This window comes from Ornithinimicrobium sp. INDO-MA30-4, assembly GCF_021535045.1.
Classification (GTDB): Bacteria; Actinomycetota; Actinomycetes; order Actinomycetales; family Dermatophilaceae; genus Ornithinicoccus.
This window is the reverse complement of sequence record NZ_CP091056.1, coordinates 15,840-30,165: the sequence shown is the minus strand read 5'-3', so window position 1 is coordinate 30,165 and position 14,326 is coordinate 15,840. Positions and strand designations below refer to the sequence as shown.

Genomic DNA, 14,326 nt, shown 5'->3' with positions numbered 1-14,326 from the left:
CTTGGCTCAGGCCTTGAACCGAGGGAAAGCGCCGGCGCCCGCGTAGATTGCCGCGTCGTCCAGTTCCTCTTCGATACGCAGCAACTGGTTGTACTTGGCCACGCGCTCGGAGCGAGCGGGGGCACCCGTCTTGATCTGACCGCAGTTGGTGGCCACGGCCAGGTCGGCGATGGTGACATCTTCGGTCTCGCCGGAACGGTGACTCATCATGCAACGGAAACCGTTGGTCTGAGCCAGCGTGACTGCGTCGAGGGTTTCGGTCAACGAACCAATCTGGTTGACCTTCACGAGCAAGGCGTTTGCCGAGTCTTCGTCGATGCCACGCTGCAGGCGGGTCGGGTTGGTCACGAACAGGTCATCACCAACGAGTTGGACCTTCTTGCCCAAGCGCTCGGTAATGGTCTGGTAGCCCGCCCAGTCGTCCTCATCCAACGGGTCCTCAATCGAGACCAGCGGGTATGCGTCGACCAATTCGGCGTAGTAGTCCGTCATCTCGGCAGCGGAACGGCTCTCGCCTTCGAAGGTGTACACACCGTCGTTGAAGAACTCGCTAGCTGCCACATCCAGGGCCAGGGCAATGTCGCTTCCTGGGGTGTAGCCGGCCTTGTTGATGGCCTCGAGGATGAGGTCCAAGGCGGCGCGGTTGGACTCGAGGTTCGGCGCGAAGCCACCTTCGTCGCCCAGGCCGGTCGAGAGGCCACGTTCCTTGAGCACGCTCTTGAGTGCGTGGTAGACCTCAGCGCCCCAGCGCAGCGCTTCGCGGAAGGATCCAGCGCCGATGGGAGCAATCATGAACTCTTGGATGTCGACGTTGGAGTCAGCGTGCGACCCACCGTTGAGAATGTTCATCATCGGGACCGGCAGCAGGTGCGCGTTCGGGCCACCGAGGTAGCGGAACAGCGGCAGCCCAGCAGACTCAGCGGCAGCCTTGGCTACGGCCAGGAAACACCCAAGATGGCGTTAGCGCCGATCTCGGCCTTGTTGTCGGTGCCGTCAACGGCCAGCATCTCGTTGTCGACCAAGCGCTGCTCGCTGGCATCGAAACCAATGAGGCGCGGCTCCAGGTCATCCATCACCGCGGCAACAGCCTGCTCGACGCCCTTGCCCAGGTAGCGGCTGTCGTCACCATCACGGCGCTCAACGGCCTCAAAGGCACCCGTGGATGCGCCTGATGGCACTGCGGCGCGGGCCACGATGCCGTCGTCGAGAAGGACCTCAACCTCGACGGTGGGGTTGCCTCGTGAGTCCAAATCTCTCGGGCAATGATGGCGTCAATGACTGCCATATGAACTCCTTAGGTCTGCTCGTTCGGCGGTGCCCAGCCCACCGGCGGCGGGCGGAGCGAGGCGACATTGCTTCAGGGATGAGCCTATCGGGTCTAGGCGGACCCGTGCGGCAGCAATCGCTAGTTAGCCGAAGTCGATGGCACGGCTGCTGCCATCTTGCGCAGGGTCTCGCGGGTTGCGGCTGACAGGTCCACGCCGTCGGCCCGGGCTCGCAGCACCAGCCCGAGGACGGTCAACCCGTAGGCGTCAGTCGATCCATTTCTGCTGGTTGCTCGGCTATCCACTCGGATAGCCAGGCACCGAGACCGTGCTTTTCAAGCGCGAGGCGAACTTGTTTGCTTTCGCCAACTCCGGCATACCCCCAGGGATTCCGTCGAGGACGTGTCCACGCTCTGGCTTCTCTTGCGCCTTGATCTCGTCCCAGCGCAGCGCGACTTCGTCCGGATTGCTGGCATCACCATCGGCAAAGACGTGGGGTGGCGTCGCACCAGTTGGCCACCAACCCCGCCGCAATCTCGTCAATGTCGAAGCCCGCGTCGGCGTTCTCTTCAGCCACTCGAGCATGGAACAAGACCTGCAGCAGCACATCGCCAAGCTCTTCGCTCATGTGGTCAGGGTCGCCAGACTCCAGCGCCTCCACTGCCTCAAAGGCTTCTTCAACCAGGTATGGCGTGAGGCTGGCGTGTGTCTGTTCGGCGTCCCAGGGCAACCCCGGGCGATCGCAGCCGATCCATCACCGCAACCACGTCCAGCAAGCGAGCGCCGGGCGGATCCCACGAGCCGACCACAATTTCCAGCTCGGCGGGGTCTTCGGCGCTGGTCAGTTGGGCCGCGAGCGCCTCATGCAATCCGGGATCGCCATCGGGGCTGTTTAACCACAGGACGTCTTGCTTCGCATCGGCTGCCAGCAACTGGCTCGCCAATTCGTGGGCAACAACATCGCCCACGCAGTGCACTGTTATCCCCTGGTTGGTGACCTCTTGGGCGAGTGGGTCTGCTGCGTCGCGCGCCCAGACGCTGGCCGCTGACTCGATTGCACTCCAGGCCGATCGCGAGAGCAGACCGGCCGGCAAACGCGGAGAGGTCAGCAGCAATTTCACTGTTCGGAGGTGATCCACTCAGGCGGGTCAACGTTGATGGCGCCCAGTTGCACCGGGTCCCAGGTGCCATAGCGAGGGTTGATTTCAACACTCATCTCGGAGGCGTCCATGGCCGACAGAGCTTCGTTCACCTGAGCGCTCTCGGGGCTGGCCGCAAAGCCGGGTCCTGCAACACGGTTGTGTAGCGGATCACTCGTGCCACGTCGATGGTGATGTCGTTGGGGGTCGGGACGCCTGATCCTTGCAACTCAGCAACCAAGGCCTCATCGCTGATGAGGACGCCGGCGTCGGTGAACGCTTTCTCAATCGATGGCGCGGTGATCGCGGTCTGCAAGGCGGTGGCTGGCGTGATGGGCTGGCCCAACACAGTGTTCAGCTGCGATGTGCTCTCCTGCAGGTCTGCCTCGGTGATGACGACGCCGTCCACCACTGCTGCTTGCCCCGCCTCAATCTCACCGCCGGTGCCGCACGCAGCGAGCATCAGAGTGGCGGTTACTGCCGTTGCTGTCCCGATCGCTTTCTTCACGGAAGTCATCATGTCACTCATTCGCCGATCTTGGCATCAGCCAGGTTGGTCGTGTGCATTGTCATTGCCGTACTCATTTGGCGGATTGGGCGGCCGCGGCACCGATGTCGTCGAGCAGCACGGCCCGGATTAGCTGTCCTGCCCACTCAAGACGGCACCATCACGCAGCGGCTTGCCGCCGACCCGAGCCGTTTTCGGTCCGGGCACCAAAACGGTGCGAGTAGTCGCCTTGATCAACGTTCCTGGGTAGAGACGGTTGAGCCGCAGCACCTGGCTCTCCCGCAGATCGTCCACCGGCGCGAAGCGGATGCTCTGCCCTGGCTCGCGATGTCGCTAATCCCGGCAGCGCGCGCATACGTGCGCAGTTGGCGACTTCGAGCAGCGTCTCGACCGGTGGTGGTGGTGTGCCATAGCGGTCGGTGAGTTCTTCGCGGATCGCGTCGAGCTCGTCGAGGTCTCGCACTTGCGCCAGCTTGCGATAGGCCTCTAGGCGCAACCGCTCCCCCGGCACATACTCATGCGGCAGGTGAGCATCGACCGGCAGCTCGATCTTGACTTCGACCGGGCCTTGTTCGTCTTCGCCCTTATAGGCGGCCACAGCTTCGCCGACGAGGCGCACATAGAGGTCGAAGCCCACGCCAGCGATGTGGCCCGACTGTTCGCCGCCGAGCAGGTTGCCCGCACCGCGGATCTCCAAGTCCTTCATGGCCACGGCCATACCCGCTCCGAGGTCGGTATGCCCGGCGATCGTCTGCAGCCGGTCGACGGCCGTCTCAGTGAGCGGTTTCTCTGGCGGATAGAGGAAATAGGAGTAGGCCCGGTCGCGGCCACGACCAACGCGTCCGCGCAACTGGTGCAGTTGCGACAGACCCATTTGGTCGGCGCGTTCCACGATGAGGGTGTTGGCGTTGGAGATATCGAGACCAGTCTCGACGATCGTGGTGCAGACCAGCACGTCAGAGCGGCCCTCCCAGAAGTCGAGCACCACTTGCTCCAGCTGGTGCTCACCCATCTGTCCGTGCGCGACGGTGACTCGGGCTTCGGGCACCAAATCGCGGATGCGGGCTGCGGCGCGCTCAATCGAACTGACCCGGTTGTGCACATAAAAGACCTGGCCATCGCGCAACAACTCACGGCGGATCGAGGCACCGATCTGCTTCTCGTCATAGCCACCGACGAAGGTCAGCACCGGGTGCCGCTCTTCTGGTGGGGTGGTCAGCGTGGACATCTCGCGGATGCCGGTCACAGCCATCTCGAGGGTTCGCGGGATCGGGGTGGCCGACATGGCGAGCACGTCAACGTTGGTGCGCATCGCCTTGAGTTGTTCTTTGTGCTCGACGCCAAAGCGCTGCTCCTCATCAATGATGACCAGGCCCAACTCCTTGAACCGCACGGTGGCGGACAGCAGGCGGTGGGTGCCGATCACCAGATCGACGGATCCATCGTTGATTTTGGCAATGACCTCTTTGCTTCCTTGTCGGTCTGGAATCGCGACAAAGCGGCCACGTTGACCGGGAACTGCCGATAGCGGTCGGTGAAGGTGTTGAGGTGTTGCTGCACGAGCAGCGTCGTCGGCACCAAGACGGCGACCTGCTTGCCGTCTTGGATCGCCTTAAACGCGGCACGCACTGCGATCTCGGTCTTGCCATAGCCCACGTCGCCACAGATCAGGCGATCCATCGGCATGACCTTTTCCATGTCGCCCTTGACCTCGTCGATGCTGGACAACTGGTCCGGCGTCTCGGTGAAGGCGAACGCGTCTTCCAACTCACGCTGCCACGGGGTGTCCGGGGCAAAAGCATGTCCCTTGGTCGCCGCGCGAGCGCTGTAGAGGCGGATCAACTCATTCGCGATCTGCTTGACGTGGCGCTTAGCCCGCGACTTGGTCTTTGCCAGTCCGAGCCGCCAAGGCGGTTCAGGCTGGGAGACTCGCCACCGACATACCTGGTGATTTGGTCGAGTTGGTCGGTGGGCACAAAGAGCCGGTCGCCTGGCTGGCCCCGCTTGGACGCGGAGTATTCAAGGACCAGGTATTCGCGGGTTGCCCCAGCCACGGTGCGCTGGGACATCTCGATGAACTTGCCGACACCATGCTGCTCATGCACCACAAAGTCGCCGGTGCGCAACTGCAGTGGGTCAACCTGGCCTCGGCGCCGCGAAGGCATCTTGCGCATGTCTTTGGTTGAGCCAGCGACGTTGACCTGACCGGTGAGGTCGGTCTCGCCCATCATGATCAGGTTGGCCCCGGGAAGGTCGAAACCTCGCCCGACGGACCCGGTGGTGACGTGCACCATTCCGGGCTCAATGACCTCCAGGTCGGTGTCGATCCGGTGGGCTACTCCTTGGCCGCCCAACACCTCCGCAACCCGGCGGGCCATCCCGGCGCCCTCCATGGCCAGGACACTTGCCGACCGGCCGAGAGCCATTCCTTGACGTCAGCAACGACGGCTTCGACGTCGCCGCGATAGGCGTTGAGGGCAGGAGCCTCAACACGGACCTGCTCAACCGGGTTGGCGTCCTCGACGAACTCCTCGAGTCCCTCGTCACTACCAAACTGAGTGACGCGCCACCACGGCATACCCAAGTTGTCGCTGATTTCGTGTGCCTGTGCCAGACCCAGGTATGACGCGGTGCCCAGGACGGATTCCAGGTCCACCGGCACTGCGTTTCCGGCCGCGGCGTTGGCCCAACTGGCCTGCAAAACTCTTCGCTGGTCGACACCAAGTCGTGCGCCCGGGTGCGGACGCGTTCGGGGTCGAGGATGAGCACCCGTGACTGCTCGGCAGCACGTCGAGCACGGTCTCCATGCCGTTGACCAGAATCGGCGCGAGGGACTCCATGCCTTCGACGGCGATGCCTTCGGCCACCTTGGACAGCATGTCCTGCACGCCTGGCAGCGTTGGCGCGAGGTCGCGGGCTCGCTGTTGCACCTCTTCAGTGAGCAGCAATTCACGGCACGGCGGGGCCCAAAGACCGTGGTCAGCGATCTCTAGGGATCTCTGGTCGGCCACCTTGAACCAACGGATCTCTTCCACCTGGTCGCCCCAGAAGTCGATGCGGAGCGGGTGCTCTTCGGTGGGTGGGAAGACATCGAGGATGCCACCGCGAACTGCGAACTCGCCACGACGCTCGACCAGGTCAGAACGGGTATAGGCGGCATTGGTGAGCGCTTCAACGACGTCGGAAAGGTCCATCTCGTCGCCCGCGCGAAGTTGCACCGGCACCAGTTCGCCCAGGCCCTTGACGATGGGCTGCACCAGGGCGCGCACGCTCGCCACCACAACCTTGAGCGGACCATAGGCGCTGTCGCTGGCATCTGGGTGCGCGAGGCGCCGCAAGACCGCGATGCGCTTGGCCACCGTGTCGCTGCGCGGGCTCAAGCGCTCGTGCGGCAGCGTCTCCCAACTGGGGAACGTCGCCACCGAGTCAGCCGGGAGATAGTCGCTGAGGGCGAGCGCCATGTCGTCGGCTTCTCGGCCGGTTGCGGTGACGGCGAGGACGGTCCCTTCGCCGGTCAGGGCAGCAACCATCGGCGGGTGGATCCCCTTGCCGGTGGCGATATCGAGGTGCGCAACCTGGTCGGTCGCGGCCTGGGTGACAGCACTAAATCCTGGATCCGTTGAGATGAGATCCAGTGCAGCGTTTAAAGGCATAACGTCCTGTTCAAAGCGGGGCTAATCGCGGGCCCTCTTGGAGATGCGCCTGCGATGACTCCATTCTACGGCTTAGGTCCGTCTCACCTCGCTGGGGCGGACCTCAACCCAACTTCTACCGCGCTTCAGAACGGCAGCCACCGATCGTAGGCGGGCCGAGACTTTGTTGCGTCTACGGCCAAGTTAGCCCCCACCATGTCCAGCACAGCGCCGACCGCCATCGTGATGATCAGGGTTTGGCTGGAGACCGACGAAAACAGGAAAGGCCGACAACGACCAGCTCCAGAGCCCAGCCCAGTCCCGAAACAACGATCCCTACGCTGAAAAACGTTGCACTTCAGCTGGCCTTGGGTCTGGCCCACGACGCAGCTGGCGCGATTTCACTGAGCGCTGTTAGCAGAATCCTGAGAAATCGGAACTTCTATAGGCCAAGATGAGTCTTAGCCTTGACGCCACACCGGTGGGGTCATCGAGGGAGGTCGTGAAGCGTGCAGGGATCGAAGAGCAAGTCGCGAGTGGGTCGTGTCGCTAGGGTCGGGGCAAGTGCCGCATTGGGTATGTCCGTGGTCGTGGCTGCCCCTGTGCTTGTGCCCGAGTCGATGCTGAGCGCCGCCCACGCGGAAGACCCGCTGGACCTGCCCGATCAGATCTATGACCCCGCTGATGCTTTGAGCGATAGTGACGAGGCGGAAGCCCTGGCCGCGATCCAAGAGCTCGATGACGACACCAACCAGCAGCTATTCGTTGCGTATGTCGATTCTTTCGACGGGTTGTCGGGCGCTGATTGGGCGCAGCAGACGTATGACACCTCCGGGATGGGCGGCAACGATCTGCTGATGGCCGTCGCCGTTGATGATCGTCGGTATGGTTCAGCTGCCTCAACCACGGGGCAGCAGGACGCCGATTCAGTTGCCACCGTTGAAGCTGACTTCATTGAGCCCCAGTTGGCTGATGACGACTGGCTTGGTGCCGTCGTCGAAGCATCTCAGGGCTATGCGGATGTTTCGGCAGGAGACACGTCAAGCTCTTCTAACTCATCTAGTTCTTCGGACTCAAGCGGGTTTGGCAGCTTCTTTGGTTTCGGCGCGTTCTTCTTGTTGCCCCTCATCTTTGGTTTCGCTTTCACGGTGATCAAATGGGTTGCCAACCTCTTTAGTGGCAAGTCCACTAGCAAGAGCGGGCGCACCACCACATACACCGGAGGGCCTCGCCCGGCACCGAGCGAAAAGGCCACCGCGGCTGGTGTGCCCACCCAGGAGCTGCAGCGGATGGCCGCCGAATCGCTGGTCAGCCTGGACAACGCGATCCGGTCGGCAACGGATGAGTTGGCATTTGCCCAGGCTCAATTTGGCGATCAGCGCACCAGCCGCTTCGGCGAAATCTTGGTGTCCACTCGGGCCAAGGCCCAAGAGGCTTTCCGCATCCGCCAAGAGTTGGATGACACGGACAAAGAGCCCGAACCGGTGGAGCGCACCATGCTTGCCCAGATCATCGACATCTCTAAGGCAGCGAAGAATGAGTTGGACTCCCACGCCCAAGAGTTTGCTGATCTGCGATCCCTCGAAGATCGCGCGCCAGCCTTGCTCGCTGCCTTGACGACCCAAATTGCTGAGGTCAACGACCGGCTCCCAAGCGCCGACCAGCAGATTCGTGGCCTGGAAGCGCGCTTTTCCCCAGCAGCACTGCGCACCGTTCATGAGCATCGCGCTCAGCTGGATGGTTTGCTGGATAGCGCATCGGGATTTGTCGAAGCGGGCCAAGCCTCGCTGGCCAACGACCGCTCGGCGGCTGTCGCCGCGACCCGCGCAGCCGAAGAGTCAGTGGGCCTGGCCGTGCGGTTGCTCGACCAAATCTCCGGTGCTGGCGATGACCTGGCCAACGCCAAGGAGGCCCTCTCGATTGCTATCGCCTCCATCTCATCCGACATCCAAGATGCCAGTCGCTTGGCTCCCAACGACTCGACGGTGCAAGCCGCTGTCGTTGAGGCACGGGCGGCCATCGAGCAGGGGCAACAGTCCACCCGCGACGGCGACCCGCTGGCCGGGTTGGCACGATTGGATGCCGCCGAGCATGACCTCGACACCGTTCTTGAGCCGATGCGCAAGCACGAGGCAGACACCACCAAGAACCGTGAAGCCTTTGACTCGCGTCTCACTCGAGTTAGCGCTCGGCTGCACAGCATCGACAGCACGATCAATGCGCACCGTGGTGCGGCCAACAGCACCGCACGCACCCGTATCTCCGAAGCCTTGCGGCTGTTGGACCAAGCCCAAAAGACGGTCAGTTCAGACTCGCTGGCTGCAAGCTCGCTGCTGAACCAGGCTGAACAGCTCGGCGAACGTGCATTCCAGAATGTCCAAAGCGACACGGACCGCTGGGATGGACCGACCGGTGGCGGCTTCAACCGTGGACCGCGGCGAGGCGGCCGCAACCAAGGCATCAACCTTGAGTCGCTCATCTTGGGTGGCATCCTGGGCAGTTCGGGACGACACTCCGGCGGATGGGGCGGCGGCGGTGGCCGTTCCAGTGGCGGCTTTGGTGGCGGCGGCAGTTTGGTGGGGGCGGCAGCTTCGGCGGAGGAGGCGGCAGCTTCGGCAGCGGCGGGCGCTTCTAACCCAGCCCCCAAAGACAACTAACCCCAAGCGGCGGAACTTCCGCCGTGGATCAACCGTCTGAATCAACAGAGAGCACAACGAAAGGACGTCACGATGACGCAGAAGCAGAGCATTCTTGGCCGGATCAGCCAGTTGGCTAAGGCCAACATCAACTCGATCCTGGACCGCGCAGAAGACCCGGAGAAGATGCTGGACCAGTTGGTCCGCGACTACACCAACTCGATCGCCGAGGCCGAGGAGGCCGTCGCTCAGACCATCGCCAACGTGCGGATGTCCGAAGCCGACCTGCGTAGCGACGAAGAAGCCTCCTCGGAGTGGGGCAGCAAGGCGTTGGCCGCATCGGCTAAGGCCGACCAGATGCGCGCCGCTGGCGATAGCGCTGGTGCTGACAAGTTCGACAACCTGGCCAAGCTGGCCCTGGGCCGTCAGATCAACCACGAAGAAGCCGTCACTCAGGCACGCCCTCCATTGAGCAGCAGAACGCCACTGTTGAGCAGCTCAAGGACGGCCTTGTCTCGATGAAGTCCAAGCTTGAAGACCTCAAGGCGCGCCGCAGCCAGCTGATCGCTCGCGCTCGCAGCGCCGAGGCCCAGAGCAAGGTCCAAAACGCCATGTCGGCCCTCGATGTCATGGACCCGACCAGCGACCTGTCTCGCTTTGAGCAGCGCATCAAGCAGGAAGAAGCCCTCGTGCAGGGTCGCGCTGAGGCTCAGGCCACGACGTTGGAAGACCAGTTCGATGAGCTCGAAGAGGTTGGCCACCAGAGTGAGATCGAAGCCCGCCTGGCTGCGCTGAAGAACAAGTAAGTCTCAGCGCTGGAGCCACGAAGCCTCAGCGCATAACGCAAAGGGCGGCCTGCCGGTTCATCGCGAACTGGCAGGCTGCTTCTTGTGCCGTGGAGTCGGCCCCACCAGCCGGCCTCCTTCCCCGCTACGTCTTCCCCTATGCCCTGCTGCGTCCCTCGCAAAAGTGCGAATCGCGTGATTGCGCTCGATTCGCGTGTTTATACGTGCGAGCAGGGCGCGTTTACGCGAATCGCACTATTTCCCGCTAGCCGCGCGAAATGTGTGCGACCAGCGGGATTCTCTGCGACCAGACGGTGAGATCCGGTGACATCGGGCGGCTCGAGAGGTCAGCCGGGATGGAAGCGCTGCTGGGTGGCCTCCAGGCCGCGGGTGATCAAGTCCTCGACTGCGTCAACGCCATCCCCGATCAGCAAATCACGATCAACCTGCTCACGGCTCGGAAAATCACTCAACACGTAGTCAGCCGGGTCTTGCCGTCCCGGTGGACGCCCCACGCCAAGACGAATCCGGTAGTAGTCCTTCGTGCCCAAGGACTGCGAAATGCTGCGCAGCCCATTGTGGCCGCCCTCTCCCCCGCCACGCTTCAGCCGCACCTTGGCAAAGTCAATATCGAGCTCATCATGTAGCACAACAATGCGCTCGGCCGGGATGTCATAGAACTTCGCTAGGCCGGCGACTGGCCCGCCAGAAGTGTTCATGTACGTCATGGGCTGGGCGATCACTGCCTTGGGGCCAGGGATGCCACCAGGAAGGGTGCCGAGGCGGACGTCGGCGGCCCAGGCGTTGGCCTTGTGCTTCTTGAGCGAGGAGTTGCCTGCCTTGGCCAGCGCAGCGACAACCATCGCGCCGATGTTGTGCCGGTTGCCCGCATACTTCGGCCCGGGGTTGCCTAGGCCGACGATGAGCCACGCGTCCATCTCCACTGCCTTTCCTCAGATGACAAACGGCGGGCGCCGAGGTTTCCCTCAACGCCCGCCGTGTGCAAAGTGCTAGCGAAAGATCAGGCCTCTTCGGTCTTCTCTTCAGCCTTCTCGTCGTCGCCAGCTTCAGCTGCTTCGGCCTCTTCCTCATCGGAGAGGTCCTGCTCGATGCCAGCCTCGGCCTCGGCCTCGGCAAGCTCGCTCTCCAGCTCTTCCTCGGAGATGGCCTGAGCAACGTTAACCACGAGCGCCTCGGGGTCGGTGACCAGCGTGACGCCTGCGGGCAAGGTGACCTCGCCAGCCAGGATGCGGGTGCCAGCCTCCATGCCCTCGATGGACACGGTGAAGGACTCGGGGATGTTGGTGGCCTCAGCCTCAACGGTGATCTCGGTGTAGTCCAAGCTGACGACCGTCTCGGGAGCAGCGTCGCCCTCGACGTGGATGGAAACATCGACCTCGACCTTTTCGCCCTTGCGGACCTCGACCAGGTCAACGTGCTCGATGGTGCGCTTGATCGGGTCGCGCTGAACGTCTTTCACCAGCGCGAGGTGGGTCTCGTCACCGACGTGCAGCGACAGGACGGCGTTGCTCAGCTTGAGCGCCATCATCGTGGCGTGGCCCGGGAGGGTGACGTGCAGCGGGTCGTTACCGTGGCCGTAAAGGACGGCGGGCACGAGGTCCGCGCGACGGATACGACGGGCTGCGCCCTTGCCGAACTCTTCGCGCTTGGTGGCGTTAATGCTGGTCTGGTCGGACATATATTGCCTCTTTCAAAGTCAGGGTAATGGCCTGGAGTGCACGGCCTCGGCGCGGGAAATAACACGGGCTTCAGGGGCACTTCTAACAGGCAGGCGGGCATCGAAATGATGACCGCTCCCGCGTCGAATCACGGATGCGATGTGCCACTCAACGTTGATGTTGATGACCGTGTGCTATCCCTCGCCGAGGCAACCGTGGCAGTCTACGTGATCCTCGGTGCCGGAAGAAACTCAGGCGCGACCGTCAAACATCTGAGTGACCGAGCCGTCTTCGAATACTGCCTTGACCGCACGGCTAATCAGCGGCGCAATCGAGAGAACCTTAATCTTCGGCATGGAGCGAGCCTCTTCGCTGATCGGCAAAGTGTCGGTGACAACGACCTCGCGAGCGACCGAGTCGGTCATCCGCTGGACGGCCGGGTCAGAAAAAATAGCGTGCGTGGCGACGATGACGACACTGGCCGCACCCTCTGCCATCAGCGCGTCGGCGGCCTGGCAAATCGTCCCGCCGGAGTCGATCATGTCGTCGACCAAGATGCAGGTGCGACCACCGACTTCACCAACAACACGATTGGCGACAGACTCATTGGGGCGAGTGATGTCACGCGTCTTGTGAATGAAAGCCAGCGGCTTGCCACCCAGACGCTTGACCACTGCTCGGCGACCTTGATGCGACCAGCATCCGGTGAGACAACGGCTAACTTTTCGTCGCCATACTTCTCAGCGACGTAGTCCGCCAAGATCGGCATCGCCATTAGGTGGTCAACCGGGCCGTCAAAGAAGCCCTGGATCTGTGCCGTGTGCAGGTCAATCGCCATCAAGCGATCAGCGCCAGCCGTCTTAAACATGTCAGCCATCAGACGGGCCGAAATAGGCTCGCGACCACGGTGCTTCTTGTCCTGACGAGCGTAGCCATAAAACGGCAAGACAACCGTGATGCGCTTGGCCGAGGCTCGCTTGAGCGCATCAACCATAATCAGGTGTTCCATGATCCATTCGTTGACCGGAGCCGCATGGCTCTGGATCACGAAGGCATCGCAGCCACGGACCGACTCGTTAAAGCGGATATACAGCTCGCTGTTCGCGAACGCATATGCGTCCGTGGGCACCAACTGGGTGTCCAAACCTTCGGCCACAGCCTCCGCCAATGCGGGGTGCGCTCGACCGGAGAAGACCATCAAGTTCTTTTCAGTGGTGCGCTGAATGCCAGTCATTCGTTCGCCGTCTCCTACTTCTGCTCGGAATCAGCATGGGCTGCCGCTGCTGCTTCGGCCTGAGGAGTGCCTGGGCGTTTGGCCGCTGCCCAGCCCTCAATATTGCGCTGTGGTGCCACGTTAATCGCCAAAGCTCCGGCGGGCACATTCTTGCGGATCACCGTGCCTGCTCCGCTGCCCGCGCCGTCGCCGACAGTCACGGGAGCGATATACATGCTGTCGCTGCCCATGCGGCAGTGGTCGCCGATCGTCGTGTGGTGCTTGTTGACGCCGTCGTAGTTCACAAAAACGCTGGATGCACCGATGTTGCTGTGCTCACCGATGGTCGCGTCGCCCACGTATGTCAGGTGCGGGACCTTAGAACCGGTGCCAATTGTGGCGTTCTTCGTTTCGACGAATCCGCCTATCTTGCCGCCCGCGCCGAGATCGCTGCCTGGCCGTAAGTAGGAGAAGGGCCGACCGAGGCATTCTCGCGAATAACGGATAACTCGGCATGGGTGCGAATGACGCTGGCGCCATCGTGGATTTCCATGTCCTTCAACGTGGTGTCCGGGCCGATCGTGACATCGCTGCCGATCGTGGTGGCACCCAAAATCTGCGTGCCCGGCAGGATGGTCGTGTCGGTGCCCAGAGTGGCGTTGACGTCAATCCAGGTGGTGGCCGGGTCGACGATCGTGACTCCCTCGAGCATCCACTTTTGCAACACCCGTTGGTTCAATTCGCCACCCAGGCGGGACAACTGGCTGCGGTTGTTGACACCCTCGGTCTGCCACAGGTCAGTGATCAAGTGGGCAGACACTCGACGACCGTCGCGACGGGCGATGCCGATGACGTCGGTTAGATACTTCTCGCCCTGCGCGTTGTTGGTGTCAACCTCTGCAAGAGCAGCACGCAGAACCTGGGCGTCAAAGGCGTAAATGCCGGAGTTGATCTCGCGCACGTTGATCGCGTCGGCGTTCTCGCCGCCAGCCTGCTGCGCTGCGAGCGCATCTTTATGCTCCATGATCTGTTGCACTGCGCCGTCGTCATCCCGCAACACCCGGCCATACCCGGTGGGGTCGGGCAGTTCAGCGGTGATGACGGTGACGGCCGAGCCCGAGCCTTCGTGCTCCTGGGTGAGGCCGAGCAACGTGTCAGACGTCAGCAATGGGACGTCGCCCATGGTCACGATGACGGTGCCGCTCAGGTCGGCGGGCAATACGTCCATGCCACACTCACATGCGCGCCCAGTGCCCTTGACCTCGTCTTGGTCGGCGATAGACGCGTCCGGGTCAACTTCAGCGATATGGCCAGCGACCAAATCACGCTGGTGCCTCACCACTACACAGAGATGAGCCGGCTCAGCACCGCGAGCGGCTGCCAGAGCGTGACCGACCAAAGAGCGACCGGCGATCCGGTGCAGAACTTTCGGGGTATTCGACTTCATGCGGGTGCCCTCGCCTGCGGCG

11 protein-coding genes and 4 pseudogenes are annotated in these 14,326 nt (G+C 62.6%); 4 read left to right on the top strand and 11 right to left on the bottom strand.

The window, feature by feature from the left end:
* Window positions 1–6 precede the first annotated feature (6 nt).
* From eno to L0A91_RS00120, 6 genes and pseudogenes are all read right to left on the bottom strand, one after another.
* A pseudogene (eno, locus tag L0A91_RS00140) lies at window positions 7–1,285 on the bottom strand (phosphopyruvate hydratase).
* 120 nt (window positions 1,286–1,405) lie between these two features.
* Window positions 1,406–1,570, bottom strand: a complete 165-nt coding sequence (locus L0A91_RS00135; protein ID WP_235245371.1) for a hypothetical protein — start codon at window positions 1,568–1,570, stop codon at window positions 1,406–1,408.
* Between the two features lie 170 nt (window positions 1,571–1,740).
* Window positions 1,741–1,926 (bottom strand): MazG nucleotide pyrophosphohydrolase domain-containing protein, encoded by a 186-nt coding sequence (locus L0A91_RS00130; protein WP_235245370.1) that lies wholly within the window; start codon window positions 1,924–1,926, stop codon window positions 1,741–1,743.
* 16 nt (window positions 1,927–1,942) lie between these two features.
* A complete protein-coding gene (locus L0A91_RS00125; RefSeq protein ID WP_235245369.1) occupies window positions 1,943–2,380 on the bottom strand; it encodes a hypothetical protein in 438 nt (145 codons plus the stop codon).
* Window positions 2,381–2,382: 2 nt separating this feature from the next.
* Window positions 2,383–2,517: a hypothetical protein gene (locus L0A91_RS17045; protein ID WP_260115250.1), complete on the bottom strand. Its 135-nt coding sequence runs from the start codon at window positions 2,515–2,517 to the stop codon at window positions 2,383–2,385.
* Window positions 2,514–2,933: a SurA N-terminal domain-containing protein gene (locus L0A91_RS00120; protein WP_235245368.1), complete on the bottom strand. Its 420-nt coding sequence runs from the start codon at window positions 2,931–2,933 to the stop codon at window positions 2,514–2,516. The genes L0A91_RS17045 and L0A91_RS00120 overlap by 4 nt, the downstream gene beginning before the upstream one ends.
* Here L0A91_RS00120 and L0A91_RS17040 point away from each other — a divergent pair.
* On the top strand, window positions 2,923–3,045 hold the full coding sequence (locus L0A91_RS17040) for a hypothetical protein (RefSeq protein WP_260115340.1): 123 nt from the start codon (window positions 2,923–2,925) through the stop codon (window positions 3,043–3,045). The two genes, L0A91_RS00120 and L0A91_RS17040, sit on opposite strands and share 11 nt — an antisense overlap.
* On the opposite strand, the pseudogene mfd reads toward L0A91_RS17040, so the two are convergent.
* Window positions 2,986–6,565 (bottom strand): annotated as a pseudogene (gene mfd, locus L0A91_RS00115) (transcription-repair coupling factor). The gene L0A91_RS17040 and the pseudogene mfd overlap by 60 nt on opposite strands.
* A gap of 557 nt (window positions 6,566–7,122) precedes the next feature.
* Here mfd and L0A91_RS00110 point away from each other — a divergent pair.
* The 3 genes from L0A91_RS00110 (at window position 7,123) to L0A91_RS17855 (ending at window position 9,986) form a co-directional block, all read left to right on the top strand.
* Window positions 7,123–9,201: a YgcG family protein gene (locus tag L0A91_RS00110; RefSeq protein ID WP_235245367.1), complete on the top strand. Its 2,079-nt coding sequence runs from the start codon at window positions 7,123–7,125 to the stop codon at window positions 9,199–9,201.
* 72 nt (window positions 9,202–9,273) lie between these two features.
* On the top strand, window positions 9,274–9,702 hold the full coding sequence (locus L0A91_RS17860) for a PspA/IM30 family protein (protein ID WP_311197894.1): 429 nt from the start codon (window positions 9,274–9,276) through the stop codon (window positions 9,700–9,702).
* A complete protein-coding gene (locus L0A91_RS17855; RefSeq protein ID WP_311197893.1) occupies window positions 9,699–9,986 on the top strand; it encodes a PspA/IM30 family protein in 288 nt (95 codons plus the stop codon). Before L0A91_RS17860 ends, L0A91_RS17855 begins: the two co-directional genes overlap by 4 nt.
* Window positions 9,987–10,312: 326 nt before the next feature.
* On the opposite strand, the gene pth is transcribed toward L0A91_RS17855, so the two are convergent.
* The 4 genes and pseudogenes from pth to glmU all read right to left on the bottom strand — a co-directional run bounded on the left by pth (window position 10,313) and on the right by glmU (window position 14,304).
* Window positions 10,313–10,903 (bottom strand): aminoacyl-tRNA hydrolase, encoded by a 591-nt coding sequence (gene pth / locus L0A91_RS00100; protein ID WP_235245366.1) that lies wholly within the window; start codon window positions 10,901–10,903, stop codon window positions 10,313–10,315.
* Between the two features lie 83 nt (window positions 10,904–10,986).
* On the bottom strand, window positions 10,987–11,664 hold the full coding sequence (locus tag L0A91_RS00095; RefSeq protein WP_235245365.1) for a 50S ribosomal protein L25/general stress protein Ctc: 678 nt from the start codon (window positions 11,662–11,664) through the stop codon (window positions 10,987–10,989).
* A 231-nt stretch (window positions 11,665–11,895) separates the two neighbouring features.
* Window positions 11,896–12,878, bottom strand: a pseudogene (locus tag L0A91_RS00090) (ribose-phosphate diphosphokinase).
* A gap of 14 nt (window positions 12,879–12,892) precedes the next feature.
* Window positions 12,893–14,304, bottom strand: a pseudogene (gene glmU, locus L0A91_RS00085) (bifunctional UDP-N-acetylglucosamine diphosphorylase/glucosamine-1-phosphate N-acetyltransferase GlmU).
* Window positions 14,305–14,326 lie beyond the last annotated feature (22 nt).